At 63.8% G+C, this 23,969-nt stretch carries 25 protein-coding genes; 10 read left to right on the forward strand and 15 right to left on the reverse strand.

What is annotated here, in order from left to right; all coding sequences use genetic code 11:
• Nucleotides 1-176: 176 nt before the first annotated feature.
• On the reverse strand, nucleotides 177-572 hold the full coding sequence (gene pilG, locus ACRC0P_RS11080) for a twitching motility response regulator PilG (RefSeq protein WP_438630830.1): 396 nt from the start codon (nucleotides 570-572) through the stop codon (nucleotides 177-179).
• Between the two features lie 279 nt (nucleotides 573-851).
• Here pilG and gshB point away from each other — a divergent pair, with 279 nt between their 5' ends.
• The 9 genes from gshB to ACRC0P_RS11125 all read left to right on the forward strand — a co-directional run bounded on the left by gshB (nucleotide 852) and on the right by ACRC0P_RS11125 (nucleotide 9,367).
• A complete protein-coding gene (gene gshB, locus ACRC0P_RS11085) occupies nucleotides 852-1,808 on the forward strand; it encodes a glutathione synthase (protein WP_438630832.1) in 957 nt (318 codons plus the stop codon).
• Between the two features lie 192 nt (nucleotides 1,809-2,000).
• Complete coding sequence (locus tag ACRC0P_RS11090; protein WP_438630834.1) at nucleotides 2,001-2,909, forward strand: energy transducer TonB; 909 nt, start codon at nucleotides 2,001-2,003, stop codon at nucleotides 2,907-2,909.
• Between the two features lie 29 nt (nucleotides 2,910-2,938).
• Nucleotides 2,939-3,523, forward strand: coding sequence for a YqgE/AlgH family protein (locus tag ACRC0P_RS11095; protein WP_438630836.1), 585 nt, complete (start codon nucleotides 2,939-2,941; stop codon nucleotides 3,521-3,523).
• The gene (ruvX, locus tag ACRC0P_RS11100; RefSeq protein WP_438630838.1) at nucleotides 3,523-3,963 is read left to right on the forward strand and encodes a Holliday junction resolvase RuvX; all 441 of its coding nucleotides are present in this window, start codon (nucleotides 3,523-3,525) and stop codon (nucleotides 3,961-3,963) included. Before ACRC0P_RS11095 ends, ruvX begins: the two co-directional genes overlap by 1 nt.
• A gap of 69 nt (nucleotides 3,964-4,032) precedes the next feature.
• Nucleotides 4,033-4,950 (forward strand): hydroxymethylbilane synthase, encoded by a 918-nt coding sequence (hemC, locus tag ACRC0P_RS11105; RefSeq protein ID WP_438630840.1) that lies wholly within the window; start codon nucleotides 4,033-4,035, stop codon nucleotides 4,948-4,950.
• The gene (locus ACRC0P_RS11110; RefSeq protein WP_438630842.1) at nucleotides 4,947-5,729 is read left to right on the forward strand and encodes a uroporphyrinogen-III synthase; all 783 of its coding nucleotides are present in this window, start codon (nucleotides 4,947-4,949) and stop codon (nucleotides 5,727-5,729) included. Before hemC ends, ACRC0P_RS11110 begins: the two co-directional genes overlap by 4 nt.
• An 86-nt stretch (nucleotides 5,730-5,815) precedes the next feature.
• Nucleotides 5,816-7,099 carry a uroporphyrinogen-III C-methyltransferase gene (locus ACRC0P_RS11115; RefSeq protein WP_438630844.1) on the forward strand — a complete coding sequence of 428 codons (1,284 nt, stop codon included), beginning with the start codon at nucleotides 5,816-5,818 and terminating at the stop codon, nucleotides 7,097-7,099.
• The gene (locus tag ACRC0P_RS11120) at nucleotides 7,096-8,337 is read left to right on the forward strand and encodes a heme biosynthesis HemY N-terminal domain-containing protein (protein WP_438630846.1); all 1,242 of its coding nucleotides are present in this window, start codon (nucleotides 7,096-7,098) and stop codon (nucleotides 8,335-8,337) included. The genes ACRC0P_RS11115 and ACRC0P_RS11120 overlap by 4 nt, the downstream gene beginning before the upstream one ends.
• 13 nt (nucleotides 8,338-8,350) lie before the next feature.
• A complete protein-coding gene (locus ACRC0P_RS11125) occupies nucleotides 8,351-9,367 on the forward strand; it encodes an alpha/beta fold hydrolase (protein ID WP_438630848.1) in 1,017 nt (338 codons plus the stop codon).
• On the opposite strand, the gene ACRC0P_RS11130 is transcribed toward ACRC0P_RS11125, so the two are convergent.
• The 14 genes from ACRC0P_RS11130 to ACRC0P_RS11195 form a co-directional block, all read right to left on the reverse strand.
• On the reverse strand, nucleotides 9,322-9,612 hold the full coding sequence (locus ACRC0P_RS11130; RefSeq protein ID WP_438630850.1) for a GNAT family N-acetyltransferase: 291 nt from the start codon (nucleotides 9,610-9,612) through the stop codon (nucleotides 9,322-9,324). The two genes, ACRC0P_RS11125 and ACRC0P_RS11130, sit on opposite strands and share 46 nt — an antisense overlap.
• Complete coding sequence (ubiD, locus tag ACRC0P_RS11135; RefSeq protein WP_438630852.1) at nucleotides 9,584-11,047, reverse strand: 4-hydroxy-3-polyprenylbenzoate decarboxylase; 1,464 nt, start codon at nucleotides 11,045-11,047, stop codon at nucleotides 9,584-9,586. The genes ACRC0P_RS11130 and ubiD overlap by 29 nt, the downstream gene beginning before the upstream one ends.
• Before the next feature lie 227 nt (nucleotides 11,048-11,274).
• Nucleotides 11,275-11,544, reverse strand: a complete 270-nt coding sequence (locus tag ACRC0P_RS11140) for an RNA recognition motif domain-containing protein (protein ID WP_438630854.1) — start codon at nucleotides 11,542-11,544, stop codon at nucleotides 11,275-11,277.
• A gap of 218 nt (nucleotides 11,545-11,762) precedes the next feature.
• A complete protein-coding gene (gene rho / locus ACRC0P_RS11145) occupies nucleotides 11,763-13,022 on the reverse strand; it encodes a transcription termination factor Rho (protein WP_438630856.1) in 1,260 nt (419 codons plus the stop codon).
• A gap of 377 nt (nucleotides 13,023-13,399) precedes the next feature.
• On the reverse strand, nucleotides 13,400-13,729 hold the full coding sequence (trxA, locus tag ACRC0P_RS11150) for a thioredoxin TrxA (protein WP_438630858.1): 330 nt from the start codon (nucleotides 13,727-13,729) through the stop codon (nucleotides 13,400-13,402).
• Between the two features lie 140 nt (nucleotides 13,730-13,869).
• Complete coding sequence (hemW, locus tag ACRC0P_RS11155; RefSeq protein WP_438630860.1) at nucleotides 13,870-15,123, reverse strand: radical SAM family heme chaperone HemW; 1,254 nt, start codon at nucleotides 15,121-15,123, stop codon at nucleotides 13,870-13,872.
• Nucleotides 15,116-15,730, reverse strand: a complete 615-nt coding sequence (gene rdgB, locus ACRC0P_RS11160; protein WP_438630862.1) for an RdgB/HAM1 family non-canonical purine NTP pyrophosphatase — start codon at nucleotides 15,728-15,730, stop codon at nucleotides 15,116-15,118. Before rdgB ends, hemW begins: the two co-directional genes overlap by 8 nt.
• Nucleotides 15,731-15,783: 53 nt before the next feature.
• Nucleotides 15,784-16,236 (reverse strand): DUF4426 domain-containing protein, encoded by a 453-nt coding sequence (locus ACRC0P_RS11165; protein WP_438630864.1) that lies wholly within the window; start codon nucleotides 16,234-16,236, stop codon nucleotides 15,784-15,786.
• A 212-nt stretch (nucleotides 16,237-16,448) separates the two neighbouring features.
• Nucleotides 16,449-17,039: a methionine biosynthesis protein MetW gene (gene metW, locus ACRC0P_RS11170; RefSeq protein WP_438630892.1), complete on the reverse strand. Its 591-nt coding sequence runs from the start codon at nucleotides 17,037-17,039 to the stop codon at nucleotides 16,449-16,451.
• Nucleotides 17,039-18,232: a homoserine O-succinyltransferase MetX gene (gene metX, locus ACRC0P_RS11175; protein WP_438630866.1), complete on the reverse strand. Its 1,194-nt coding sequence runs from the start codon at nucleotides 18,230-18,232 to the stop codon at nucleotides 17,039-17,041. Before metX ends, metW begins: the two co-directional genes overlap by 1 nt.
• An 86-nt stretch (nucleotides 18,233-18,318) precedes the next feature.
• Entirely contained in the window at nucleotides 18,319-20,286 is a 1,968-nt protein-coding gene (locus tag ACRC0P_RS11180) for a dynamin family protein (RefSeq protein WP_438630868.1), read from the reverse strand.
• A 162-nt stretch (nucleotides 20,287-20,448) separates the two neighbouring features.
• Complete coding sequence (locus ACRC0P_RS11185; RefSeq protein WP_438630870.1) at nucleotides 20,449-21,057, reverse strand: YggT family protein; 609 nt, start codon at nucleotides 21,055-21,057, stop codon at nucleotides 20,449-20,451.
• A 162-nt stretch (nucleotides 21,058-21,219) separates the two neighbouring features.
• Nucleotides 21,220-22,047, reverse strand: coding sequence for a pyrroline-5-carboxylate reductase (proC, locus tag ACRC0P_RS11190; protein WP_438630872.1), 828 nt, complete (start codon nucleotides 22,045-22,047; stop codon nucleotides 21,220-21,222).
• On the reverse strand, nucleotides 22,040-22,747 hold the full coding sequence (locus ACRC0P_RS11195) for a YggS family pyridoxal phosphate-dependent enzyme (protein ID WP_438630874.1): 708 nt from the start codon (nucleotides 22,745-22,747) through the stop codon (nucleotides 22,040-22,042). The genes proC and ACRC0P_RS11195 overlap by 8 nt, the downstream gene beginning before the upstream one ends.
• 87 nt (nucleotides 22,748-22,834) lie before the next feature.
• Between ACRC0P_RS11195 and ACRC0P_RS11200 the strand changes: the two genes are divergently transcribed.
• A complete protein-coding gene (locus tag ACRC0P_RS11200) occupies nucleotides 22,835-23,869 on the forward strand; it encodes a type IV pilus twitching motility protein PilT (protein WP_438630876.1) in 1,035 nt (344 codons plus the stop codon).
• Nucleotides 23,870-23,969 lie beyond the last annotated feature (100 nt).

The following is a 23,969-nucleotide window of genomic DNA, read 5'->3' on the forward strand; positions in this document are numbered from 1 at the left end:
GGCCCACACCGAAGCGGCACCGACCGCACACCCTTAAAAAGATTTCGTTATCCGCGAAAATCACTCCGCACCGGGCGAACTTTGCCTGACACCACGACAAATGTTCAGCCGGCACCGGCACCTATTCTACGCCACCGGTGTTAACAAAGTCACAGCGAAAACCCGAACTGCGCTGATCACGCCGCGTGATGCGGCTTGGCGTGAGCCGAGATCGCACCCAACAACTCGCTCTTGCTGAACGGCTTGGTCAGATATTGATCACAACCGACCACCCGGCCCTTGGCCTTGTCGAACAAACCGTCCTTGCTCGACAACATCACCACCGGCGTCGAACGGAATTCGCTGTTGTTTTTGATCAGCGCGCAGGTTTGATAGCCATCCAGACGCGGCATCATGATATCGACAAAGATAATATCCGGCCGCGAATCGGCGATTTTTGCCAAGGCATCAAAACCGTCCGTCGCGGTAACCACCGTACACCCCGCTTTTTGCAGCAGCGTCTCGGCGGTGCGGCGAATCGTCTTACTGTCGTCGACCACCATCACCGTCAGGCTTTCCCAGTTGAGCTCCATAGTGTTGTTGAATCCCCTGTTTACTTATTTTTCGGACACGGCTTTAAGCGCGCCCTTTCTTCAACCGCTTGCGGGGTCTGGACACCTCGGCAGGCCAAGGTCGCACATCAGAGGGAACTTTTATCACAGAACCTTAAGTGAATCTACCGGTGCCGGGGTGCGAACGGTACAACAGTACAAATAATCGCCACCGGGCCAATCTGCGTAAATAGTTGCGCCAGCGGCGGACAGCTTTTACTTTAACCTGAATCCACCCTTCTGGCTGGCACGGACACGAATATGAGCTACTCCCTCGGCGTGGTGATGGACCCCATCGCCAAGATTCACTTTAAGAAAGACACCACCCTGGCGCTGTTGCAGGCCGCACAGCGCAGCGGTTTCGACCTGTTTTATTTTGAGCAGAGCGATCTCTACCTGGACGGCGGGCGCGCCATGGGCTGGGGACGCCCGCTGCAGGTGTTCGACGATGCCGAGCGCTGGTTCTCCCTGAGAGAAGCGGCGGAGATGCCGCTGGGGGAACTGGACGTAGTGCTGATGCGGGTGGATCCACCCGTCGACAACGAATATATCTATTCCACCTATATACTGGAGGCCGCGGAGCGAGAAGGCGCACTGGTGGTGAACAGCCCGCAGGCACTGCGCGATTGCAACGAGAAGATTTTCGCCACGCAGTTCCCCGACTGCTGCCCGCCGCTGATCGTCAGCCGCAACATGCAGCGGTTGCGTGCCTTCCACGCCAGCCATGAAGACGTGATATTTAAACCCCTGGATGGGATGGGCGGCACCGGTATCTTCCACTGCAAGCCTGACGGCGCCAACCTCGGGGCGATACTGGAAATGCTCACCGACCGCGGCCGGAAGCAAATCATGGGGCAGCGCTATATCCCGGAAATCAAGAACGGAGACAAGCGTATTCTGGTGGTGGACGGCGAACCGGTGCCCTACTGCCTGGCCCGTATCCCCGAAGCCGGCGAGACCCGGGGCAACCTGGCGGCCGGCGGCCGCGGCGAGGCACGCCCGCTGTCGGAGCGCGACCGCGAGATCGCCGAGCGGGTGGCGCCAGCTTTGAAAGAAAAGGGATTGCTGTTCGTGGGCCTGGACGTGATCGGCGACTACCTCACCGAAATCAATGTCACCAGCCCCACCTGTGTGCGCGAAATAGACGCCGCCTACGGCACCGATACCGGCGGCCTGCTGATGAGCGCCATCACAGACCGGCTGCAACAAAAAAGGTAAACTGGCGAACCCTTATTGGGAATTGAGCAGTAAACAATCAAGTCTCGGGTTTCGGGCGTTATCACCTGAACTCTCCAGGCCCCGCGCCGGGTGCCGACACTTGAATAACCAACTCAAGTTTCGGAGCTCGACGCCTGCCGGCGGCAAAAGCCGGAACTGAACTCCGAAACTTGAGTAACCAATAACGAAAAAATGAACCCGACCGCCGGCACCACTCGACAACAGGCCGCCCAACAGGACCGCTTCGCGTTCGCCCTGTTTCTCGCCTGCGCCTTCCACGCACTGGTGATTTTCGGCGTGGCTTTTGCCGCGCCCGAAGGTCGGCGGGCACCGCCAACCCTGGAAGTTACCCTGGCGCAGCACCATACCGCCGCGGCCCCCGAGGACGCCGACTACCTGGCCCAGCACAACCAGCAGGCCAGCGGCACCGCCGACACCCCCAGGGAACTCTCCAGCAACCGCCGCGCGGAAATCGCCGACACCGTCGTGCGCGAGGTGAATCCCCTGCCGCAGCAGCAGGCCGCCCGCCCCGCGGAGCAGCGCCGGCAGTTGGTAACCACCATCGGCGAGAGCCCCCGACAGGCACCGGAACTGCCCGCAGAAGACAAGCCCTCCGAGGAAAAGCGCGGCGACGCCCCCAGCGACCTGCCCCATTCCAACCCGGAGATCGCTAGCCTGCAGGCGCGGCTGGACAAGATTCGCCAGACCATCGCCCAGCGCCCGCGGGTGCGCCGACTCACCTCAGTGGCCACCAAGGCCTCCGCCGACGCCGCCTACCTGCACAACTGGCGGCAGAAGGTGGAGGCGGTGGGCAACGACAACTTCCCCGAGGAGGCCCTGCAGCGGCAGATTACCGGCAGCCTGCGTATGATGGTGCGCCTGCTGCCCACCGGTGCAGTGGAGGAAGTGGTGATACTTGAGTCCTCCGGCGAACGTATACTGGACGATGCCGCCCAGCAAATAGTGCGCCTGGCGGCGCCCTTCGCACCCTTTCCGGCGGAAATCCGCAGGGAAGCGGACCGCCTGGAGATCATCCGCACCTGGCACTTCGAAATGACCGGCTTCTCCACCGACGCCGGCGAAGCTCCCGGGCGCGGTTAGACCCCAACAATCGGCCCTACACTGACAATATGCACACCACCAGCATCGACAACGACCTCACCCACTCCAGCCTGCGCGGCCAGTTCCTGCTGGCCATGCCCGGGATGCAGGACCCGCGTTTCCGGCAGACCATCACCTTCGTCTGCGAGCACACCCGCGAAGGCACCATGGGTATCGTGATCAACGCCCCCAGCAATGTGTCCTGGAGAGAGGTGTTCGAACAGCTCTCCCTGGACGACGCCAGCCTGCGCGGCGAAGAGATAGTAATGCTGGGCGGCCCGGTGGCACCGGAGCAGGGCTTCGTCCTGCACGGCGCCGGCGCGCGCTTCGATTCCACCCTGGAGGTCTCCGAGGATATCAGCCTCACCGCCTCCAAAGACATCCTCGAATCCCTCGCCGCCGGCCGCGGCCCCGACGACGTGCTGGTGGCCCTGGGCTACGCCGGCTGGGGCCCGGGCCAACTCGAGGAGGAGCTGACGGACAACGCCTGGCTCACCCTGCCGGCAGAGCCGGAAATTCTCTTCGCCACCCCGTGGCAAAAGCGCTGGCACACCGCCGCCGCGCGCCACGGCATCGACATGACCGGCATCGGCTCCCAATCCGGCCACGCCTGATGACCGGCACCACCACCGCCCTCGCCTTCGACTTCGGCACCCGCTCCATCGGCATCGCCTTCGGCCAGAGCCTGACCGGCGGCGCCCGCGAACTGCCACCGCTTCCGGCGAAAGACGGCGCACCGGACTGGGACAAAGTCCTGCGCCTGATCGCCGAATGGCAACCGCAAACCCTGCTGGTGGGCCTGCCGCTGAATATGGACGGCAGCGAGAGCGAACTCTCCGCGCGCGCGCGCAAATTCGGCCGGCGACTCCACGGGCGCAGCGGCCTGCCGGTGGAGTATGTCGACGAACGCCTCAGCACCCGCGCCGCCAAGGAAGAGGCGCGCGAGCGGGGCCACCGCGGGAACTACGCCAAAGATCCTGTGGATTCCATCGCCGCGCGTATTTTTCTGGAGGACTGGCTGCGCTCCAGAGGACAGAAGCCAGAGAACAGATGACAGACAGTCCCCGGTCATCCATCACCATCTGTTAAAATTCCCAGCCACTTCCAAATCGACCGACGCCCTATGCCCATCACCCGCATCCGCATCGCCACCCGCGAGAGTGCCCTGGCCCTCTGGCAGGCCAATTTCGTCGAGGACCGGCTGCAGCAACACCACCCGTCACTGCAAATCGAACTGCTGCCGCTCACCAGCCGCGGCGATCAGATGCTGGATATCCCCCTGGCCAAGGTCGGCGGCAAGGGCCTGTTCGTGAAAGAGCTGGAAAAAGCCATGCTCGACGGGCACGCGGATATCGCCGTGCACTCCATGAAGGACGTGCCGATGGAATTTCCCGACGGCCTGCACCTGCCGGTGATCTGCGAGCGTGAAGATCCCCGCGACGCCTTTGTGAGCAACCACTACGCCAGCCTGGACGAACTGCCGCAGGGTGCGGTAGTGGGCACCTCCAGCCTGCGCCGCCAGTGCCAGTTGCTGGCCCGGCGCCCGGACCTGCAGGTGCACTTCCTGCGCGGCAACGTCAACACCCGGCTGGCGAAAATGGACGCCGGCGAGTTCGACGCGATCATCCTCGCCGCAGCCGGCCTGGTGCGCCTGGAAATGCACGAGCGCATCCGCACCGCCCTGCCCCCGGAAATCTCCCTGCCCGCCGGCGGCCAGGGCGCGGTGGGCATCGAGTGCCGCCGCGACCCGGAGTTGGAGGCCCTGCTGCAGCCGCTGCACCACCCCGCCACCGCCGCGCGCCTGGCGGCGGAGCGCGCCCTGGTCAAACGCCTGGACGGCAGTTGCCAGATTCCCATCGGCAGTTATGCCGAACTCGACAACGGCGAACTGCACCTGCGCGGCCTGGTGGGCAGCCCCGACGGCGAGACCCTGGTTCGCGCCGAGGCCCGCGGCCCGGCGGAAAACGGCGAAGCCATGGGCACCGCGCTGGCGGAGGAACTGCTCGCCGCTGGCGCCGACAGGATTCTCGCGGCGCTGTGAGCGGCGAACTGCGCAGCCGGCGCATACTGATTACCCGCCCCGCGCATCAGTCCCGGGGCTGGCGCGCACAGCTGGAAGCCGCCGGGGCCACAGTGGACAGCATCCCCATGCTGGCCATCGAGGCGATCGACAGCGGCCCGGAACAGCAGGCGATCAAGAACCATATCCTGAACTTCGACCTCGCCGACCACTCGGTCTTCGTGTCGCAAAATGCGGTGCGGATAGGCTTCGACTGGATCGAGGACTACTGGCCGCAACTGCCGAAGGGACCGCGCTACTACGCCGTCGGCGCGGCCACCGCGCGCGCACTGCGCGAACGCGGCGTCCCGGTGGAGGCAGACGGCGACACCATGGATTCCGAGGCGCTGCTGGCGCTGCCCGCCCTGCGCGATATCGCCGGCCAGCGCGCGCTGATTTTCCGCGGCCGCGGCGGACGCACACTGATCGGCGAAACCCTGCGCCAGCGCGGCGCCCGCGTCGACTACTGCGAACTCTACCGCCGCCTTTTGCCCCCGGACGCCCCGCAGCAGCTCGCCGCCTACGCACAACAGCCGGACGCCATCAGCGTGCACAGCGGCGAGACCCTCGCCAACCTGGCACAGTGCATCGGACAGTCCGGCCGCGAATCCCTGCGCGATGCGCTGCTGGTTTGCCCCAGCCGGCGGGTGGCCGAACAGGCCCGGGAGCTGGGCTTTGCCCGGGTCCGCGCAGCGCGGAATGCCGGCGACAGCGCCATGCTCGAAGCCCTGCGCACCGGCCTCGCCGGCAGGCTGCGGTAAAAAGTTTCAAAAGGGCGCCGCACTTCGTATAAAGCGTGTCTTCAGTCGCTATAATTTGACGACATTTTTCACTTGCCCGCCCAGCCATGACTGACGAGAAATCCACAGACACCGACAAGCCAAAAAGCAACTTTGCCAAAGCCCAACAGGGCAAGGACACCGGTACCGCCAAAGCGGCCCGAAAGCGCGGGAGCGGCAGAGTCTGGCTGTGGCTGCTGCTACTTCTCCTGCTCGGGGCGGCCGGCACCTGGGGCTGGCTCAACTGGCCGCAAGTGCAAGAGCGGCTGGCGCAATACCTGGATTTCCTCCCCGGGCGGGACCGGCAAACCGCCGGCGCCGACCGCGAGAAGCCCCCCGCCGCCGAGCCGGCGGCACCCCGGGAACCGCAACCGCAGGACACCCCGCCCGCCGCCTCAACGCCGCCACAGGACTCCGCCGCCCTGCGCAACCAGCTGCGTCAACAGGGCAATACCATCCGCCAGCTGCAACAGCAGCTGGCGGAACTGCAGCGCAGTGTCACCGCCCAGGGCAACCGGCTGGGGGAGCTGGGCAATATCGGCCGCCAGGACTGGCAGCTGGCGGAAGCGGATTACCTGCTGCGTCTGGCCAACCAGCGCCTGCTGCTGGAGCGCGACAGCCGCGCAGCCCTCGGCCTGGTGGAGGAGGCAAACGAGATACTGCGCGACGTCAACCTCCCCGACCTCTACGGCGTACGCCAGCAGTTGGCCAGAGACCTCACCGCCCTCAAGCTGGTGGAAAACATCGACCGCGAAGGGCTCTACCTGCGACTGCGCGCGCTGGAAGAACAACTGGTGCAAGTGGACATCCGGCCTGAATTCGAGCTGGCCAAACAGGACGCCGTCGAAGAAGAGGAGACACCGTCACCCGCCGGTGGGGAAAAACTCCCGGTATGGGAGCGCAGCTGGCAGAACTTCACCCGGTTCATGCGCAACTCCTACCGCGTTCGCGACGTCGATATCGACCCGGTACTACTGTCGCCGCAGAGCGAGGCGCGCTTCCGCCAGAACCTGCGCCTGAATATGGAACAGGCGGAGCTGGCCCTGCTGCGCGAAGACGACACCGTGTACAAGGACTCCCTGGAGCGCGCGCGCCAGCTGCTGCTCGAATACGGCACCGACAACCACCGGCGCCAGGTGCTGGCCCGGGAACTGCAGGAGCTGGCGCAGCAGCCGGTGATCGTCGAGCTGCCCAGCCTGAGTGCCTCGCAAAGCGCGCTGCACAACTATATCGAGCGGCTGCACAAGGCCGACCCGCAGCGGGCGCCTGCAGCTCCGCCCGGCGGCAACAGTGAAGAAGCCGACTCCCTGGAAACCGATACCCCGAACACGGCAGGAGACGAGACACAGTGAAACGCTTTCTGTTTTCCGCACTCACGCTGCTGCTGTTCGGCGCCTTTCTCGCGGAGATGATGCGCAGCTACCCCGGCTACATGGTGCTCGCCGTGGGCGGCAAGCATATCGAGATGAACCTCTGGGTAGCGGTGGGCGCGGTCGTATTCGGGGCGCTCGCGCTGTTCCTGGTGGTCTGGCTGGTGCGCAGCCTGCTGCGCGGCATCGGCGGCGGCGTCAGCCGCATCCGCTTCGGGCGCTCCCGGATGGCGCGGCGGCGCCTCACCAACGGCCTGGTGGAATTTATGGAGGGCAACTGGGCCCGCGCCCGCCGCCAGTTGCTCAAATCCGCCCCCCGCTCCGAAGCTCCCCTGATCAACTACCTGGCCGCCGCCCGCAGCGCCTTCGAGCTGGGCTACCGCGACGAGGCCAACGAGCTGCTCGCCAAGGCCGAGGCCAGCGGCGACGATACCCAGCTGGCGGTGGCCCTGAGCCAGGCGCGCATGCAACTGCTGGACAAGCACTATGAACAATGCATCGCCAGCCTGGAGCGCGCCAAACAAGTGGAACCCAAACACCCCGCCCTGCTGCAGCTCCTCATGCAGGCCTACTACCGCCTGAGGGACTGGAACGGCCTGCGCGAACTGCTCCCGGAACTGGAAAAGCACGCCAATATGCCCGAGGCGGAGCTGCAACAGCTGGAGCTGGAGGTCTATCAGCACCTGCTGGGCGAAGCCGCCAGCCGCCGCGACCGGGACAAGCTGCGCGAAACCTGGAACAGCCTCGGCAGCCGCTGGCAGCGCAATATGGACCTGCGCTGCCTCTACGGCGAGCTGCTGCACCAGATCGGCCAGGACGAAGAAGCGGAAAAGCAGTTGCACTGGGTACTCAACCGCGAGTGGCGGGGAGACATTGCCCGGCTCTACGGCTGTCTCACCGGCGCCGACGCCAACGCCCAACTGGTAGTCGCCGACGGCTGGCTGAAGGAGTACGGCGAGAACGCCGATCTACTCACCTGCCTGGGCCGCCTGTGCCTGCGCAATGAACTCTGGGGCAAGGCGCGGCAGTACTTCGAAAAGAGCCTGCTGCTGCGCTCCGACCCCGCCACCTCCGCCGAGCTGGCGCGGCTGTTGCACGCACTGGGGGAAAAAGAGCAGTCGGCAAAATTGTACAAGGAGGGGCTGATACAGGCCGTGGCGGACCTGCCGCTGCTGCCGCTGCCCGGGCAGCGGAGCCCGCTGCTGAGAGCCCATAGCTGAACGGATTTCAACCATGCGATTATCAAAAATCCCCTGCATTGCACTGGCGCTGCTGTCCGCCGCCCTGCCCGCACTGGCGGAAGTCGGGGTCACCCCCCGGGACGCGATGCTGAGCGACTACCAATACCCCTATCCGGTAAAGCAGTTCCCGCTGACAAGCCAAGAGCGGCCCCTGGTTATGGCCTATATGGATGTTCCTCCACGGGAACAGGAAGCCAGGGGCACGGTACTACTGTTGCACGGCAAGAACTTCTCCGGCGCCTACTGGCGGGACACCATCAAAGCCCTGAGCGAGGCCGGATACCGGGTAGTCGCACCGGACCAGATCGGCTTTGGCAAATCGAGCAAACCGGTGCGCTTCCAGTACAGCTTCCAGGCCCTCGCGGACCACACCAAAGCCCTGCTGGATCACCTGAAACTGGATAGAGTTGCCGTGGCCGGACACTCCATGGGCGGTATGCTCGCCAGCCGCTTCGCGCTGATGTATCCGGAGCGGGTGGACAGGCTCGTGCTGATCAACCCCATCGGCCTGGAGGACTGGAAGCGCTCCGTGCCCTACCAGCCCCTGGACCGGGCCATAGCCGCGGAGCGCGCGCAGACGCCGGAGAAAATAAAACGCTATATGACCCGGGCCTATTTCGACGGCCAGTGGCGGGAAGCTTACGAGCCGCTGCTGGCAATCCAGGCCGGCTGGGCCGCGGGGCCGGATTCGGACAAAATCGCCGTCGTGGATGCGCGGACTTCAGATATGGTCTTTACCCAGCCGGTGCTCTACGAGTTTCCGGATATCCGCGCGCCCACTCTGCTGATTATCGGCACCCGCGACCGCACCGCGATCGGCAGGGACCGCGCGCCGGCTTCGGTACAGAAAACCCTGGGCCGCTACGACCAGTTGGGGAAAAAGACCGCGAAGGCGATCCCAAACGCCGAGCTGGTTGAGCTGGACGGCGTCGGGCATGTGCCACAGCTCGAGGCCTTCGCCCCCTATATCGAAAGCTTGCGGAATTTCCTGCAACAGAGTGATTCGTAAAATTTGATCGCCGGCTCACTCCAGTCGAGCACGCTCCACTCGAACCTGCCGCAGCCCTTGTCGACGGCGATTCCCGCCAGGTGCTTGAGCAGCGCCTTGCCGGCGCCACAACCCCTCGCCTCGGGGATGACGTAGATATCTTCCAGGTAGAGGCCGTTGCGGCCCAGCCAGGTGGAATAGAAGTTCGGATTCCGGAGAACAGTATTTCTCGGTTCCCTACAAATCCAGCTGGGACCAGATTGCATCTATCTTTTTCACCACTTCGGGGTCCCTGGCGATGGGCTCACCCCACTCCCGGGTGGTTTCCCCCGGCCATTTGTTGGTAGCGTCGAAGCCGATCTTGGACCCCAGGCCGGATACCGGGGAGGCGAAGTCCAGGTAGTCGATCGGCGTGTTCTCCACCATCGCCGTATCCCGCGCCGGGTCCATGCGTGTGGTCATGGCCCAGATCACATCCTTCCAATCGCGGGCGTTGACGTCGTCGTCGGTGACGATCACGAACTTGGTATACATAAATTGGCGCAGGAAGGACCAGACCCCCATCATCACCCGCTTGGCGTGGCCGGGGTACTGCTTTTTCATGGTGACTACCGCGAGGCGGTAGGAGCAGCCTTCCGGCGGCAGATAGAAGTCGGTGATTTCCGGAAACTGCTTTTGCAGTATGGGCACGAACACTTCGTTCAGCGCCTCGCCCAGCACCGCCGGTTCGTCCGGCGGCCGGCCGGTGTAGGTGCTGTGATAGATGGGGTCTTTGCGGTGGGTGATTTTTTCCACGGTAAACACCGGAAAGCGGTCCACTTCGTTGTAGTAGCCGGTGTGGTCGCCATAGGGTCCCTCGTCGGCGGTGTCGCCCGGGTGGATAAAGCCCTCCAGTACATACTCCGCGCTCGCCGGCACCTGCAGGTCGCTGAGCGTAGCCCCGACCACTTCGGTCTTGTCGCCCCGCAGCAGGCCCGCAAAGGCATACTCGGACAGGGTGTCTGGCACCGGGGTAACAGCGCCGAGAATGGTGGCGGGGTCCGCGCCCAGGGCCACCGCCACCGGGAAGGGCTCGCCGGGGTGGCGGCTGCACCAGTCGCGGAAATCCAGAGCACCGCCTCGGTGGGAGAGCCAGCGCATGATCAGGCGGTTCCTGCCCAGCAGCTGCATACGGTAGATGCCCAGGTTCTGGCGTTTCTTCTCCGGGCCGCGGGTGATCACCAGCGGCCAGGTGATCAGTGGCGCCACATCACCGGGCCAGCAGGTCTGGATGGGCAGCCTGGTGAGATCCACCTGGTCGCCGCTCTGCTCCATCTGCTGGCAGGCGGCTTTGCCCACCACTTTCGGGCCCATATTCAACACCTGCCGGAAGACCGGCAGTTTTTCCCAGGCATCGCGCAGACTCTCCGGCGGCGCCGGTTCCTTGAGAAAGGCCAGCAGTTCGCCCACTTCCCGCAGCTCGTGGACGCTCTCGCGTCCCATCCCCAGGGCTACCCGCTCGGGGGTGCCGAACAGGTTGGCCAGTACCGGGGTGTCGAAGCCTATGGGGTTTTCGAACAGCAGTGCGGGACCGCCGGCGCGCAACACCCGGTCGGCGATTTCGGTGATTTCCAGTTTGGGGTCCACCGGGTGTCGGATCCGCTTGAGCAATCCGCGTTTATCCAGCAATCCAATAAAATCGCGCAAGTCTTTGTATTTCATACATTTCCTGGCAGCAGGGGAATGTCAGTGCGCAGTTTAAAGCAGGACAGGCAAAATGGGGGACAAAAATGACGGAAGCACTTGGCCAGCGTTCAGCGAACGCAAAGGAGGAGCGCGGCCCACACCAAGCACACACCCGGGCAGTGCCGGGGTGTAACGGCGGGACCTCAAAAGCGACCCGCAGCGGGCGCTACGGGTCGTTGAAACTGTTTTAGCAACCGGATGGCTTAGAAGCGGGGACGACGCGGACGGTCTTCCCGGGGCTTGGCTTCATTGACACGGATGTTACGGCCGGACAGCGGCTTGTCGTTCATCTCTTCGATCGCTTTGCGCGCTTCGTCGTCGTTCGGCATTTCTACGAACCCGAAACCTTTAGAACGGCCAGTCTCACGGTCGGTAATAACAGTAGCCCGAGAGATTTCTCCGAATTCACCGAAAGCTTCGTTCAGCTCATCAGAGGTAACGCCGTAGGCCAGATTTCCAATATAGATATTCACAAAAAGTTCTCACTAGGTATGTGGGCTGTCGTGCAGTCACAAATGGATAACCAGCTCCACCAGATCATCCATCTGAGATTGGCCTTTGTTGATTCAGGCGGCTTGCGGGCCGCCTGAGGCCAATTCGGTCGGGCGTTGTACATATCCGACGCCACAATGTGGGCCTTTATATGCTTAACGGCTTACCTTTTCAATACAATTCGGCGCAAATAACCCCGTTACTTTCGCTTCATTGACAGGAAGAATTCGTCGTTGGTCTTGAAGTCCTTCAGCCTGTCCACCAGGAACTCGGTGGACGCCACATCTTCCATATCGTGCAGCAGCTTGCGCAGGATCCAAACCCGCTGCAGCTCGCCCTCGGGCATCAGCAGCTCCTCGCGGCGGGTGCCGGAACGGCGCACGTTGATCGCCGGGTAGACACGCTTCTCAGCGATTTTGCGATCCAGCTGCAGTTCCATATTGCCGGTGCCCTTGAACTCTTCGAAGATCACCTCATCCATTTTAGACCCGGTGTCGACCAGCGCGGTGGCGATAATGGACAGGCTGCCACCCTCCTCGATGTTGCGCGCGGCGCCGAAGAAGCGCTTGGGGCGCTCCAGGGCGTGGGCGTCCACACCGCCGGTGAGCACCTTGCCGGAGGAGGGCACCGTGGTGTTGTAGGCGCGCGCCAGGCGGGTGATGGAGTCCAGCAGGATCACCACGTCCTTCTTGTGCTCCACCAGGCGCTTGGCCTTTTCGATGACCATTTCCGCCACCTGTACGTGGCGCGCCGGCGGCTCGTCGAAGGTGGAGGCCACCACTTCGCCCCGCACCGAACGCTGCATCTCGGTTACCTCCTCCGGGCGCTCGTCGATCAGCAGCACAATCAGGTGGCACTCCGGGTTGTTACGGGTGATCGCCTGGGCGATGTTCTGCAACATGATGGTCTTGCCCGCCTTCGGCGGCGCCACGATCAACCCTCGCTGGCCCTTGCCGATGGGCGCCACCAGGTCGATGATGCGGCCGATCAGGTCCTCGGAGGAGCCGTTACCACATTCCAGGGTCAGTCGGTCGTTGGGAAACAGGGGGGTGAGGTTTTCGAACAGGATCTTGCTGCGGGCATTCTCCGGCTTGTCGAAGTTGATCTCGCTGACCTTGAGCAGTGCGAAATAGCGCTCGCCCTCTTTCGGCGGGCGGATCTTGCCGGATATGGAGTCGCCGGTGCGCAGGTTAAACCGGCGTATCTGGCTGGGAGATACATAGATATCGTCCGGGCCCGCCAGATAGGAGGAGTCGGCGGAGCGCAAAAAACCAAAACCGTCCTGAAGAATTTCCAATACGCCGTCGCCGTATATGTCTTCTCCACTCTTGGCGTGGCGCTTGAGGATATTGAAGATAATGTCTTGCTTGCGCGACCGGGCCAGGTTTTCCATGCCCATGCCTTTGGCGATTTCAATCAATTCTTCAATGGGTTTGGTTTTTAATTCGGAAAGATTCATACCAATTGCTTTATTAAGGTTTCTGTTGTCAGTTGGCGCGGACGCGCCGGATATTCATGGGGAGGGGGTTTAAAAGTTGATTCCGCTATTGCCCACGCCTCTGTGGTGCCGCACTCGACTCTCGCACCAGGACAAACTCATATGCTGCACTGCCCGCCCGGCAGCTATAGCCAATTGCTACGGATAAGTTCGATTCGAGGAGTTTGTGCGCCGGAGTGGTCTACACGGTTACCGTGTGGAGGGCGACTTTGTTCAGCTCAGTTTAAGAATCGGTGCTTGCTTCGTCTGGATTACAAGAATACTAGGCAGTATAACGGCAGTTTGCCATCCTGCAAAGGAAATTTATTTGCTCCCAACAGGATGGCCGCGACCGCAGCCTAGAGCTGGCTGTCGATAAATTCGGTCAGCTGGGCGCGGGACAGGGCACCCACCTTGGTACCCTCCACATTGCCGCCCTTGAACAGCAGCAGGGTGGGGATGCCGCGCACGTTGTACTTGGCCGGAGTCTCCTTGTTGGCATCCACGTCAACCTTGCAGATCTTCAGCTTGTCGCCGTAGTGGCTCGCCAGGTCGTCCAGCACCGGAGCGATCATCTTGCAGGGGCCGCACCAGGTCGCCCAGAAATCCACCAGCACCGGTCCCTCGGCCTTGAGTACTTCGGCTTCGAATTCGGCGTCAGTCACGTTGACGATTGCATGCTCGCTCATATCGGCTTCCTGTTCTTACAGTTACTTTGACCCGGCCCGGGCTGTATTCAGACATGATAAGGACTGCCTGCCCGCCCCCGCAAGGTATTGGCTTTCCCCTTAGTGGGGGTTGCGCCGACAGCTTTCAAGGCCAGGGGCTGTTAACAGGCCCCTAGAAAACGCTGCAGTATCTCGTCCAGATAGTCGAAACCGAAGTCGCTGGCCGCGACGCGACTCTCCAGGGGCAGCACCAGTTCCATTGCCCGCAGCCCCGGCCACCGCTGTTCGAGCACCGCAGGGGAGAGACCGGTGTAGGCCGGGAAGGTTTCCCGCGGCACCCCGTCCACCAGCCGCAGCGCATTCATCAGGAATTCCAGCGGCAGCTCGTCCCGGGCGATGGTTTCAGCGCGGGGCGGCGCCAACCCGCCGTCGGTTTCCTCAGGCAGTGCCAGGTAGTCGCGCGGGCCGCGGGTGCGGCGACTGCGCACCAGCTTCCGCTCCCCCGGCAGCGTGACCTTCCCGTGGGCCCCGGCGCCGATGCCCAGATAGTCGCCGAAAGTCCAATAGTTCAGGTTGTGCCTGGCCGCCAGTCCGGGCCGGCTGTAGGCGGACACCTCGTAGCGCCCGTAGCCCTGCCCCGCCAGGTATTCCCGTCCACCGGCCTGCATGGCCGCGATACGGGCGGAGCCGGGAGTGGGCGGCGGCGCGCTGTAGAAGGCGGTGTTGGGCTCGATGGTGAGCTGGTACCAGGAGATATGTTCCGGCGCCAGGGCCACCGCGCGGCGCAGGTCCGCCAGCGCCTGCTCCCCGGTCTGCTTCGGCAGACCGTGCATCAGGTCCAGGTTGATATTGTCAAACCCGGCGCGGCGCGCCATGCCCAGCGCCTCGGCGGCCTCGTCGCCGGTGTGGATGCGCCCCAAGTTGTGCAGCTGCTGCGGATCGAAACTCTGTACGCCGATGGACAGGCGGTTGATCCCGGCGGCGCGGTAGCCGGCAAACTTCTCCTGCTCGAAGGTACCCGGATTGGCCTCCAGGGTGATCTCGATACCGTCGGTGAACCCCACCTCCCTTTCCGCCGCCTCCAGCACGGCGCCGATGGCCGCCGGGGAAAACAAACTGGGGGTACCGCCGCCGAAGAAAATCGACACCAGCCGGCGCCCCTGGACCCAGGACAGTTGGCTGTGCAGGTCGCGCTTCAGCTGCGCCACATACTCCGCCTCGGGGAGTTCACCGTTCACCCGGGGAGTGCTCCCAGCCACCTGGTGAGCGCCCGCGGCCACCTGATGAGCGCCCGCGGCTACCTGATGAGCGCCCGCGGCTACCTGATGAGAGTTAAAATCGCAGTAAGGACATTTGCGCACACACCAGGGAATATGCACATAGAGACTGAGGGGCGGCAGCTGCAGTTTATTCACGGCCGGGACACTGCATCTGCTCGCGCCACAGGGCGGCAAACTTCTGCACCGCCTGGCCGCGATGGCTGATACGGTTCTTGACCTCCCGCGGCAGCTGCGCGGAGGACATGCCTTCGGATTCCACATAGAACAGCGGGTCGTAGCCGAAACCCTGTTCGCCCACGGGTTCTTCCAGGATTCGCCCACACCAGCGCGCAATGCACACCAGCGGCACCGGGTCGTCGTAGCGGCGCATGAAGGCCAGCGCGCAGTGAAAACTGGCGCTGCGCTCGGCTTCGGGCACATCGGCCAACATCTGCAGCAGCTTGTGGTTGTTGTCCACGTCACTGGCATCCTCGCCGGCATAGCGCGCGGAATAGATGCCCGGGGCGCCATCCAGCGCGTCCACCGCCAGCCCGGAGTCGTCCGCCAGGGCCGGGAGGCCGCTGATGCGACTGGCGTGTCGCGCCTTGACCAGGGCGTTCTCAATAAAACTGAGGCCGGTTTCCTCGACCTCCGGCACCTGAAATTCGGACTGGGGCACCACCTGGATCTGCCAGTTGGCAAACAACTGGGAAAACTCTTTCAGCTTGCCGGCATTGCCGCTGGCCAATACAACTCTGTTCAATGATTCTCTCTGCCTCTCCAAAACGCCAAAACGGCGGGAGCCGTTGGGAGTACTCAGTCTTTTTCCAGTTTGCGCTGAAAAGTCACCTGCTCCTTATCGCCGTTGGGCAGCACCAAATCGACGGTAAAAGTGAGGTTCTCCTCGTCGTCGAAGCGCAGCGGAGCCAGGTAGTAGACCGCCTCGCCCTCGCGAATCTCCATAAACTCCAGCGGCCGCGACTGCTGGATCAGGTTGGTGGCGCGGCCGGACACCTCGCCGGCCAGGCCGTGGGCGCCACCCTCCTTCTTCACTACCGAAATATTCACGAATGCCCGGTCTTTGGCACGCACCAGCCGGTAGCGCTGTGCTATCTCCGGCTTGATAAACTCGCTGTTGAATACCGAGTAGATCACCCGGTATTCACCGAAATCCTCGTAGCTCTTGATGACCCTGGCCTCCTGCGCAGCAGCGCTCACAGACCAGAGTAACAGTGCCATCGCAGCAGCTGCGGCCAGGATACGTTTCACGCTTCACCTCCTGTTATCGTCTAAAAGCCTGTTCACTCAGGCTGGTACGTGCGCGGCACATGGATGTGCCGCCGCCGGCCCCCGGGCCAGCGCAAGCCCGGGAAAAGCCAGTGGAACCGCGCTTCCGCGAGGGGCGGCCATCCGCCAGCATTTCCCTGACGACGTCACAAGAATTGATCGGGGAAGATCAATTTTTGACGGTAGCTATAAGTTTAGCGAGTCAGATGGTAGATCGCCGTCTCCCCAAACAGGTTGGGAAGAAAATCCTTGAAAGCGCGCCCCACAGTCGTTTCGGATACTACCTGGCGGTGCAGGATAGTCCAGCTGTTCTCCCGGCACAGCACCTCGAAATCGCGGAAAGTACAAAAGTGAATATTGGGCGTGTCATACCACTCGTAGGGTAATAAATCCGACACCGGCATACGCCCGGAGAAAGCCAGGTGCCAGCGCGCCTTCCACTGTCCGAAATTGGGGAAGGTGATGATGCACTCGCGCCCCACGCGCAGCATCTCGCGCACCACCAAGTGCGGCTGGCGCAGGGTCTGCAGTGCCTGGGTCATCACCACGGTGTCGAAGCTGCCGTCGGCGAAATTGCCCAGGCCGGCGTCCAGGTTCTGCTCCACGACGCTGATGCCGTTCACCAGACACAGCTCTATCTGTTCGGGATCGATCTCCAGGCCGTAGCCACTCACCTGCCTGTTGTCCGCCAGTTGCCGCAACAGGGTGCCGTCACCGCAGCCCAGATCGAGCACGCGGCTTCGCGGGGCTATCCAGTTCTGGATCACGTCCAGGTCGACCCGCATCATGTCTTCGCCCCCCGCCCTGTCACTTCGGCAGCCACGCTGTCCATATAGGCGGCGAACACCCGCCGGTAGCGCTCGTTTGGCAACAAAAAGGCGTCGTGCCCCATGGGGGAGTCGATCTCCGCGTAGCTCACCGGCACATTCGCGTGCATCAGTGCAGCGGCGATTTCCCGCGAGCGCTCCGGGGCGAAGCGCCAGTCGGAGGTGAACGACACCAGCAGGAATTTGCATTTCGCGTGGGAGAAGGCGGCCACCGGGTCGTCCCCATACTCCCGCGCCAGGTCGAAATAGTCCAGCGCCCGGGTCATCAGGATATAGGTGTTGGGGTCGAAGCTGGCGGAGAAGGTGTCCCCCTGGTAGCGCAGGTAGCTCTGCACCTGAAACTCCACCTGCTCCTCCACCCCCTGGCGGAAAGTGCCCGAACGCAGTTCGCGGCCGAATTTCCTGCCCAGGCCGTCATCGGACAAATAAGTGATATGGCCGATCATCCGCGCCACCGCCAGGCCGCGCCGGGGCAGCTTGCCCTCTTCCAGGTAGCGGCCGCCGCAAAAGTCCGGGTCCGAGGTGATGGCCTGGCGGGCGGTCTCGTTAAAGGCGATATTCTGCGCGGACAGTTTTAACGCCGAGGCGATCACCACCGCGTGGCGCAGCCGATGCGGGTACTCCAGCGCCCAGCGCATGGCCTGCATGCCCCCCAGGCTGCCGCCCACCACCGCGGCCCACTGTTCGATCCCCAGCAGATCCGCCAGCCGCGCCTGGCTATGCACCCAGTCGCGCACCCGCAGCGGCGGGAAATCCGGCCCCCAGGGCAGGCCGCTCTGCGGGTTGGTGGACGCGGGGCCGGTGGAGCCGTGGCAGCCCCCCAGGTTGTTCAAGGACACCACGAAGAACTTGTCGGTATCGATGGGCTTGCCGGGGCCGATATAGTGATCCCACCAGCCGGGGCGCCGATCCTCCGCGCGGTGGTAGCCGGCGGCGTGGTGGTGACCGGAGAGCGCGTGGCAGATCAGCACCGCATTGCTTTTGTCCGCGTTCAGTTCGCCGTAGGTCTCGTACACCAGGGTGTAGTCCCCCAGGCTGCGGCCGCAGGCCAGCCCCAACGGCTCACTGAAGGTATGACTGCGGGGCGCGACTATGCCCACCGAGTCGGCGGGCAGGGGTTCGCTGTGGCGGCTGGCGGTTTCCGGCGGCACGAATCGATCCACAAAACTGAAGGGACGGGAAGTGTACGGGAAAAGCGGCGCCGGCCGAAAGTGGCGACGCCGGCGATCCCGGACAATCAGCTGCTGGCGGGCGCCTTCAGCGGGGTGACGTTGCTCGCCTTCGGCGCCGGGGCCAGCGGCTGCGGGGCGGAGGTACTCTGGGTAAGCATCTCTTCGAGGGCGACCAGTGCGGCGTTGTTGCGCAGCACTTCCTCCTCCAGCGCGCGCAGATCGGTGCGCTTGACCTGGGTCTTCTGCTTCAGCTCGGTGAGCTTGATCAGGTGGCGGTTGAGCAGGTGTTTCTGGTACTGAACATGTTGCTTGAGCGGCTCCAGCGCCTGGTCCAGCCAGCCGTCGGCGGCGGAGATCAGCTGGCTGTAGAGGCGCCCCACCTCGCTGGCCAGGGTGGCGAGGAAGCGCTCGGTGAGGCGGTTGCGCCGCGCCAGCAGCAGCTGCGGGGAGCGGCGCAGCTGGGCCGCCTGGCGGTGCAGGCCGCGCAGGGCTATACGGAAGGTCGAGATGTTGAAGTGCTGTTCACGGGCCTCGCCACCGCCGAGGCTGGAGCGGTCGAAGATGGCGTCCAGCAGCCGGTTGGCGTGATCCGCCTCCCGCTCCAGGTTGGCCAGTTGGTGGTCCACCCCCTGCATAAAGTTGTCGATCGCCTTGGCCAGTCCCAGCGGGGTCCAGCGCTCGTGCAGGGCGCGGCTGGTGTCGTCGATCAGCGCCTGCAGCTGCTGGCTGGAAACCGGGGCCAGCAGGGATGAGCGCTGGCGCGTGAGCATACGCTGGCTGGACTTGAGGGTAAGCAGCTCCTGGTGGCAGACCTTGTGCTGGTCGCGCACCGTCTGCTGCAGCTGGGCCAGTTCGGTGAGCTGCTCCGCACTGGTGCTGGCGCTGCGCTGCAGGTGGCTGAGCGCGGAGCGGCCACTGTTGAGGCGGCGCTTGAGCAGGTCGCGGGTGTCCGCCATCAGGGTCAACGCCTGGTGCAGGGAGCGGTGCTCCGCCACTTTCTGGCGGTGCTCCATCAGGCGCTGCACCAGCAGCCTCTCGAAGCTGGCAAACTGGCTCTGCTGCAACAACTCCGGATTCTGTTGCTGGCGCGCCAGCAGGGCCTGCTTGGCCGACACCCCCACCACGCTCTCCCGGGGCAGCGCCAGCAGTTTGCCCACCTGGGCGCGCATCAGCCTCAGCAGTTGCTCCGGGTCCTCGTCCGGGTCACCCCAGAGGACATCGATCTTGTTCAACAGCGCCATCACCGCTGTGCCGCGGTGTTCGCGCAGGGGCACCAGGTGGGTCTCCCACATGTTCAGGTCGGTGCCGCTGACGCCGGCGTCCGCGGACAGCAGGAAGGCCACCGCCTGGGCGCTGGGCAGGGTGCTCAGGGTCAGTTCCGGCTCATTGCCCAGGGCGTTGAGCCCGGGGGTGTCGATAATGCGCAGCCCCTGGGCGAGCAGCGGGTGCGGCAGGCAGATCAGCGCGTAGCGCCAGACAGGTATCTGCACCAGGTTGCCCTTGCCGTCCAGATGGCGGCGGTCGAAGCCGTAGCGGGCCGCCTCCTCCGGGGTCACCGATTTGCAGGCCGCCACCTTGAGCAACGCCTCCCGGGTGGCCTCGGCATCGTCGGCGTTGAAGTGGTGTGTCACCCACTTCTGCGGAATGCGGCGGAAGCTCTCCAGGCTGGTGTTGGTGGCCAGGGTCTCGATGGGCAGCAGGCGCAGGCTGGCCTGCTCGCCGCCGTCGCTGAAGATTTCCGTGGGGCACATGGTGGTGCGCCCGGGCTTGGACGGCAGCAGCCGTTTGTCGTAGGTGTGAGCCAGCAGCGCGTTGATCAGTTCGGTCTTGCCGCGGGAGAATTCCCCCACCAGGGCCAGGGTGAACTGGTCCTCGGCGAGCAGTGTCCGGGCCTGCTGGACCACCTGGCGGGCACCGGCGGAATTGGGGAAATGCGCCTCGAGCCAGCCGTTGAATGCTGCGAACTGTTGGTCGAGGGTTTTCTTCCAGCGGTCGTACTCGGCGATATGCTGGCGCAAGATGGCTTTTTCCATGTAATGATGTTCTTGTTATTTACTGGATTAACCTGAATCCGTGACTTCAGGGCGGATGCAGAAGGCAAGATATTGGCGATTATAAAGGTTCCGGGGGCAAAATTTGCGACCCAGTGCGCGGGAACCCCCTAACAGGATGCATCAGGGGCCCCGGCAACAGCCCTAAAAGCCGGGAATATGCCAAAACAGGCCGTACACGAAGGCGGGCATATTGGCCATCTGCGCGAAACCGAACAACAGCTTGTCCACCACCGTGAGCAGAATGAACACGAAAATCGGGCTGATATCGATCACCCCCAGGGGCGGGATCAGCCTGCGCACCGGCGCGCAGAAGGGCTCCAGCAGCTGGCGCAGCAACATCAGCGCCGGGTGGCCGCTGTGCGGCGCTATCCAGCTGAATACGATGGAGATCAGCAGCCCCACGAACACCACGGCCACCACCGTCGACAGGCAGCCGAGCAGCGACCACAACAGCGCGGGGAGGGGATTGAGCAGCCCCAGCCCGGCGAGCAGCCCGCTGCCGAGGATCATCACCCAGCCCACCAGCAGCGCCAGCACCAACGATGCCATATCCACCCCGAGCAGCCCCGGCACCACCTTGCGCAGGGGCAGCAGCGGCGGGTTGGTGATTTTGACGATGCCCTGGGAGATCGGGTTGTAGAAATCCGCCCGCGCCAGCTGCAGCATGAAGCGCAGCAGCACCGCGAACAGGTAGAGGATTCCCAGAGTGGCGAACAGGAAGACGCCGATATTGCTGAAGGTATTGACCATTGCCAGTCCTTAAAAATAGCCCCTGTCGAACTTATTCTCGATTGAGCGCGGGGCGGACAGCCGCCTTCGCGCGGAATTCTATTGACTCAAGTTTCGGGGTTCAGTTCGGGGAGCTGGAGCAGGGTGGGCCACCGGCAGGCATCTCGAACTCCGAAACTTGAGCTATTGATCCAGCTCCCGCGCCATCTCCGCCGCGCGCGCAGCGCAGTCGCCCATGGCCTTTTCCACCAGCTGTTCCAGGCCGCCGCTTTGGAAGCACTGGATCGCGCACTCGGTGGTGCCGCCGGGGGACATCACATTGCGCCGCAGCTGGCCCACATCCACATCGCTGGCCGCGGCCAGTTTGGCCGCACCCAGAGCGGTTTGCAAGGTGAGCCGTTCGGCGTCGGCACGCGCCATGCCAGCTCTCTGCGCCGCGTCGATCATCGCTTCCATAAACAGGAAATAATAGGCCGGGCCGGACCCGGATACCGCAGTCACCAGGTCGATATCGGATTCCCTGTCAACCCACAGGGCGATCCCTACCGCCTCGGCGAGGCGCTGTGCCTGCCCGCGCTGGGTTTCGCTCACATCACCGGCCGCATAGAGCCCGGTGGCACCGGTGCGCACCAGCGCCGGAGTGTTGGGCATGGCGCGCACGACCGGCACACCGGCGCCCAGCCAGCGCCGGTAGGCAGCCAGGGGAATGCCCGCGGCCAGGGCGACCACCAGCGGCCTGCGCCGCGCCACCACTTCGCCCAGGGATTCGCACAGATCCTTCATCGCCTGGGGTTTTACCGAGAGCACCAGGATATCCGCCCCGGCAACGGCCGTTTCGTTGTCTGTCGTCACCTGCACTCCGGTGCGGCCGGCAAAGTCCTGCAACTTCTCTTCGTCGCGGCCGGTGGCGACTATCTGTTCGGCCGGGTAGCCATCCGCCAGCAGGCCCTCGATCACCGCGCTGGCCATATTCCCGGCACCGCCGACAAATACCATTCGAGCTTCAGTCAATTTTCGTCTCCCGACGTCCAAAAATATCCGTGCCGATACGCACGATCGTGGCGCCGCACTCAATCGCCACCTCCATATCGCCGGACATCCCCATGGACAGGGTGTCCAGCGGCTGATCCGGCAGTTGGGCGCGCAATCGCTGCAACAGTTCCGCCAGCTGCGCAAAGGGGCGGCGCTGCGCTTCCGCGGCCTTCCGCCGCGCGGGGATGGCCATCAGCCCGCGGAGTTTGAGGTTGGGCAGTCCGGCCACCGCCGCCGCCAGCTCGGGGACCCCGGCGGGCGCGATGCCGGACTTGCTCTCCTCATCGTCGATATTGACCTGCAGGCAGATATTCAGCGGCGGCATATCCGGCGGCCGTTGCGCCGACAGTCTTTGAGCAATTTTTAGCCGCTCCACGCTGTGCAGCCAGTGAAACTGCTCCGCCACCGTCCGCGTCTTGTTCGATTGCAGCGGGCCGATGAAATGCCAGCAGATATCCAGGTCTCCCAGATCCGCCTGTTTGGCCAGCGCCTCCTGCAGGTAATTCTCGCCGAAGTGGCGCTGGCCGGCGGCATAGGCGACGCGCAGGTCCTCCGCCGGGCGGGTCTTGGACACCGCCAGCAGGGTAACCCCGCCGGGATCGCGGCCACAGGCGGCGCAACTTGTGACGACCCGCTCACGCACGCGATTCAGATTTTCGGCAACCTCCGCTTTGCGCATATACTAGTTCGCCTGTGGAAAGGGCTGCAGATTCTACGCGATAGGCCCGGGAACCATAAAGGTAGAGAGAACAATAAAGGTAGCAGTATGGATATCACAGAACTCCTCGCCTTCAGCACCAAGCAGAACGCCTCCGACTTGCACCTCTCCGCCGGCTTGCCGCCGATGATCCGTGTGGACGGCGATGTGCGCCGCATCAACCTGCCGCCCATGGAACACAAGCAGGTGCACGCGCTGATCTACGAGATCATGAACGACAAGCAGCGTAAGGATTACGAGGAATTTCTGGAGACCGACTTCTCTTTCGAGGTGCCCGGCGTAGCGCGCTTCCGCGTCAACGCCTTCAACCACAACCGCGGCGCCGGCGCGGTGTTCCGGACCATCCCCTCCAAGGTATTGACCATGGACGACCTGGGTATGGGCCAGGTGTTCCGCCAGATCTCGGATACCCCGCGCGGCCTGGTGTTGGTGACCGGCCCCACCGGTTCCGGCAAATCCACCAGCCTGGCGGCGATGATCGACTACATCAACGACAACAAGTACGAGCACATCCTCACCGTCGAGGACCCGATCGAATTCGTACACGAATCCAAGAAGTGCCTGGTGAACCAGCGCGAGGTGCACCGCGACACCCACGGCTTCGCCGAGGCGCTGCGCTCGGCCCTGCGGGAGGACCCGGACATCATCCTGGTGGGCGAGATGCGCGACCTGGAGACCATCCGCCTGGCACTCACCGCCGCGGAAACCGGCCATCTGGTGTTCGGCACCCTGCACACCACCTCCGCCGCCAAGACCATCGACCGGGTGGTGGACGTGTTCCCCGCCGAGGAAAAGTCGATGGTGCGCTCCATGCTCTCGGAATCCCTGCAGGCGGTGATCTCGCAGACGCTGATGAAGAAAAACGGCGGTGGCCGCGTGGCGGCCCACGAGATCATGCGCGGGACTTCGGCGATCCGAAACCTCATCCGCGAGGACAAGGTCGCGCAGATGTACTCCGCCATCCAGACCGGCGCCAACGTGGGCATGCAGACCATGGACCAGTGCCTGCAGGACCTGGTGGAGCGGCGCATCATCAGCCGCGAAGCGGCGCGCGAAAAAGCCAAGATGCCTGAGAATTTCTAAAAGACGGGACCCGGGACTCGGGGAAGCTAGCCCCCGGGTGCGCGGAGCTCGGGAGCGCCCGCCGCCAGCTCCGCAACGGGCCGCAGGCCCGCCATTCAAG

The sequence above is a fragment of the Microbulbifer sp. genome, from assembly GCF_051659245.1.
Classification (GTDB): Bacteria; Pseudomonadota; Gammaproteobacteria; order Pseudomonadales; family Cellvibrionaceae; genus Microbulbifer.

Excerpts from the sequence above, each read along its gene's own strand:
- pilG (WP_438630830.1), bottom strand. The coding sequence starts at position 572 with ATGGAGCTCAACTGGGAAAGCCTGACGGTGATGGTGGTCGACGACAGT.
- gshB (WP_438630832.1), top strand. The coding sequence starts at position 852 with ATGAGCTACTCCCTCGGCGTGGTGATGGACCCCATCGCCAAGATTCAC.
- ACRC0P_RS11090 (WP_438630834.1), top strand. The coding sequence starts at position 2,001 with ATGAACCCGACCGCCGGCACCACTCGACAACAGGCCGCCCAACAGGAC.
- ACRC0P_RS11095 (WP_438630836.1), top strand. The coding sequence starts at position 2,939 with ATGCACACCACCAGCATCGACAACGACCTCACCCACTCCAGCCTGCGC.
- ruvX (WP_438630838.1), top strand. The coding sequence starts at position 3,523 with ATGACCGGCACCACCACCGCCCTCGCCTTCGACTTCGGCACCCGCTCC.
- hemC (WP_438630840.1), top strand. The coding sequence starts at position 4,033 with ATGCCCATCACCCGCATCCGCATCGCCACCCGCGAGAGTGCCCTGGCC.
- ACRC0P_RS11115 (WP_438630844.1), top strand. The coding sequence starts at position 5,816 with ATGACTGACGAGAAATCCACAGACACCGACAAGCCAAAAAGCAACTTT.
- ACRC0P_RS11125 (WP_438630848.1), top strand. The coding sequence starts at position 8,351 with ATGCGATTATCAAAAATCCCCTGCATTGCACTGGCGCTGCTGTCCGCC.
- ACRC0P_RS11130 (WP_438630850.1), bottom strand. The coding sequence starts at position 9,612 with ATGCAATCTGGTCCCAGCTGGATTTGTAGGGAACCGAGAAATACTGTT.
- ubiD (WP_438630852.1), bottom strand. The coding sequence starts at position 11,047 with ATGAAATACAAAGACTTGCGCGATTTTATTGGATTGCTGGATAAACGC.
- rho (WP_438630856.1), bottom strand. The coding sequence starts at position 13,022 with ATGAATCTTTCCGAATTAAAAACCAAACCCATTGAAGAATTGATTGAA.
- trxA (WP_438630858.1), bottom strand. The coding sequence starts at position 13,729 with ATGAGCGAGCATGCAATCGTCAACGTGACTGACGCCGAATTCGAAGCC.
- metW (WP_438630892.1), bottom strand. The coding sequence starts at position 17,039 with ATGCGGGTCGACCTGGACGTGATCCAGAACTGGATAGCCCCGCGAAGC.
- ACRC0P_RS11180 (WP_438630868.1), bottom strand. The coding sequence starts at position 20,286 with ATGGAAAAAGCCATCTTGCGCCAGCATATCGCCGAGTACGACCGCTGG.
- ACRC0P_RS11185 (WP_438630870.1), bottom strand. The coding sequence starts at position 21,057 with ATGGTCAATACCTTCAGCAATATCGGCGTCTTCCTGTTCGCCACTCTG.
- ACRC0P_RS11195 (WP_438630874.1), bottom strand. The coding sequence starts at position 22,747 with ATGCGCAAAGCGGAGGTTGCCGAAAATCTGAATCGCGTGCGTGAGCGG.
- ACRC0P_RS11200 (WP_438630876.1), top strand. The coding sequence starts at position 22,835 with ATGGATATCACAGAACTCCTCGCCTTCAGCACCAAGCAGAACGCCTCC.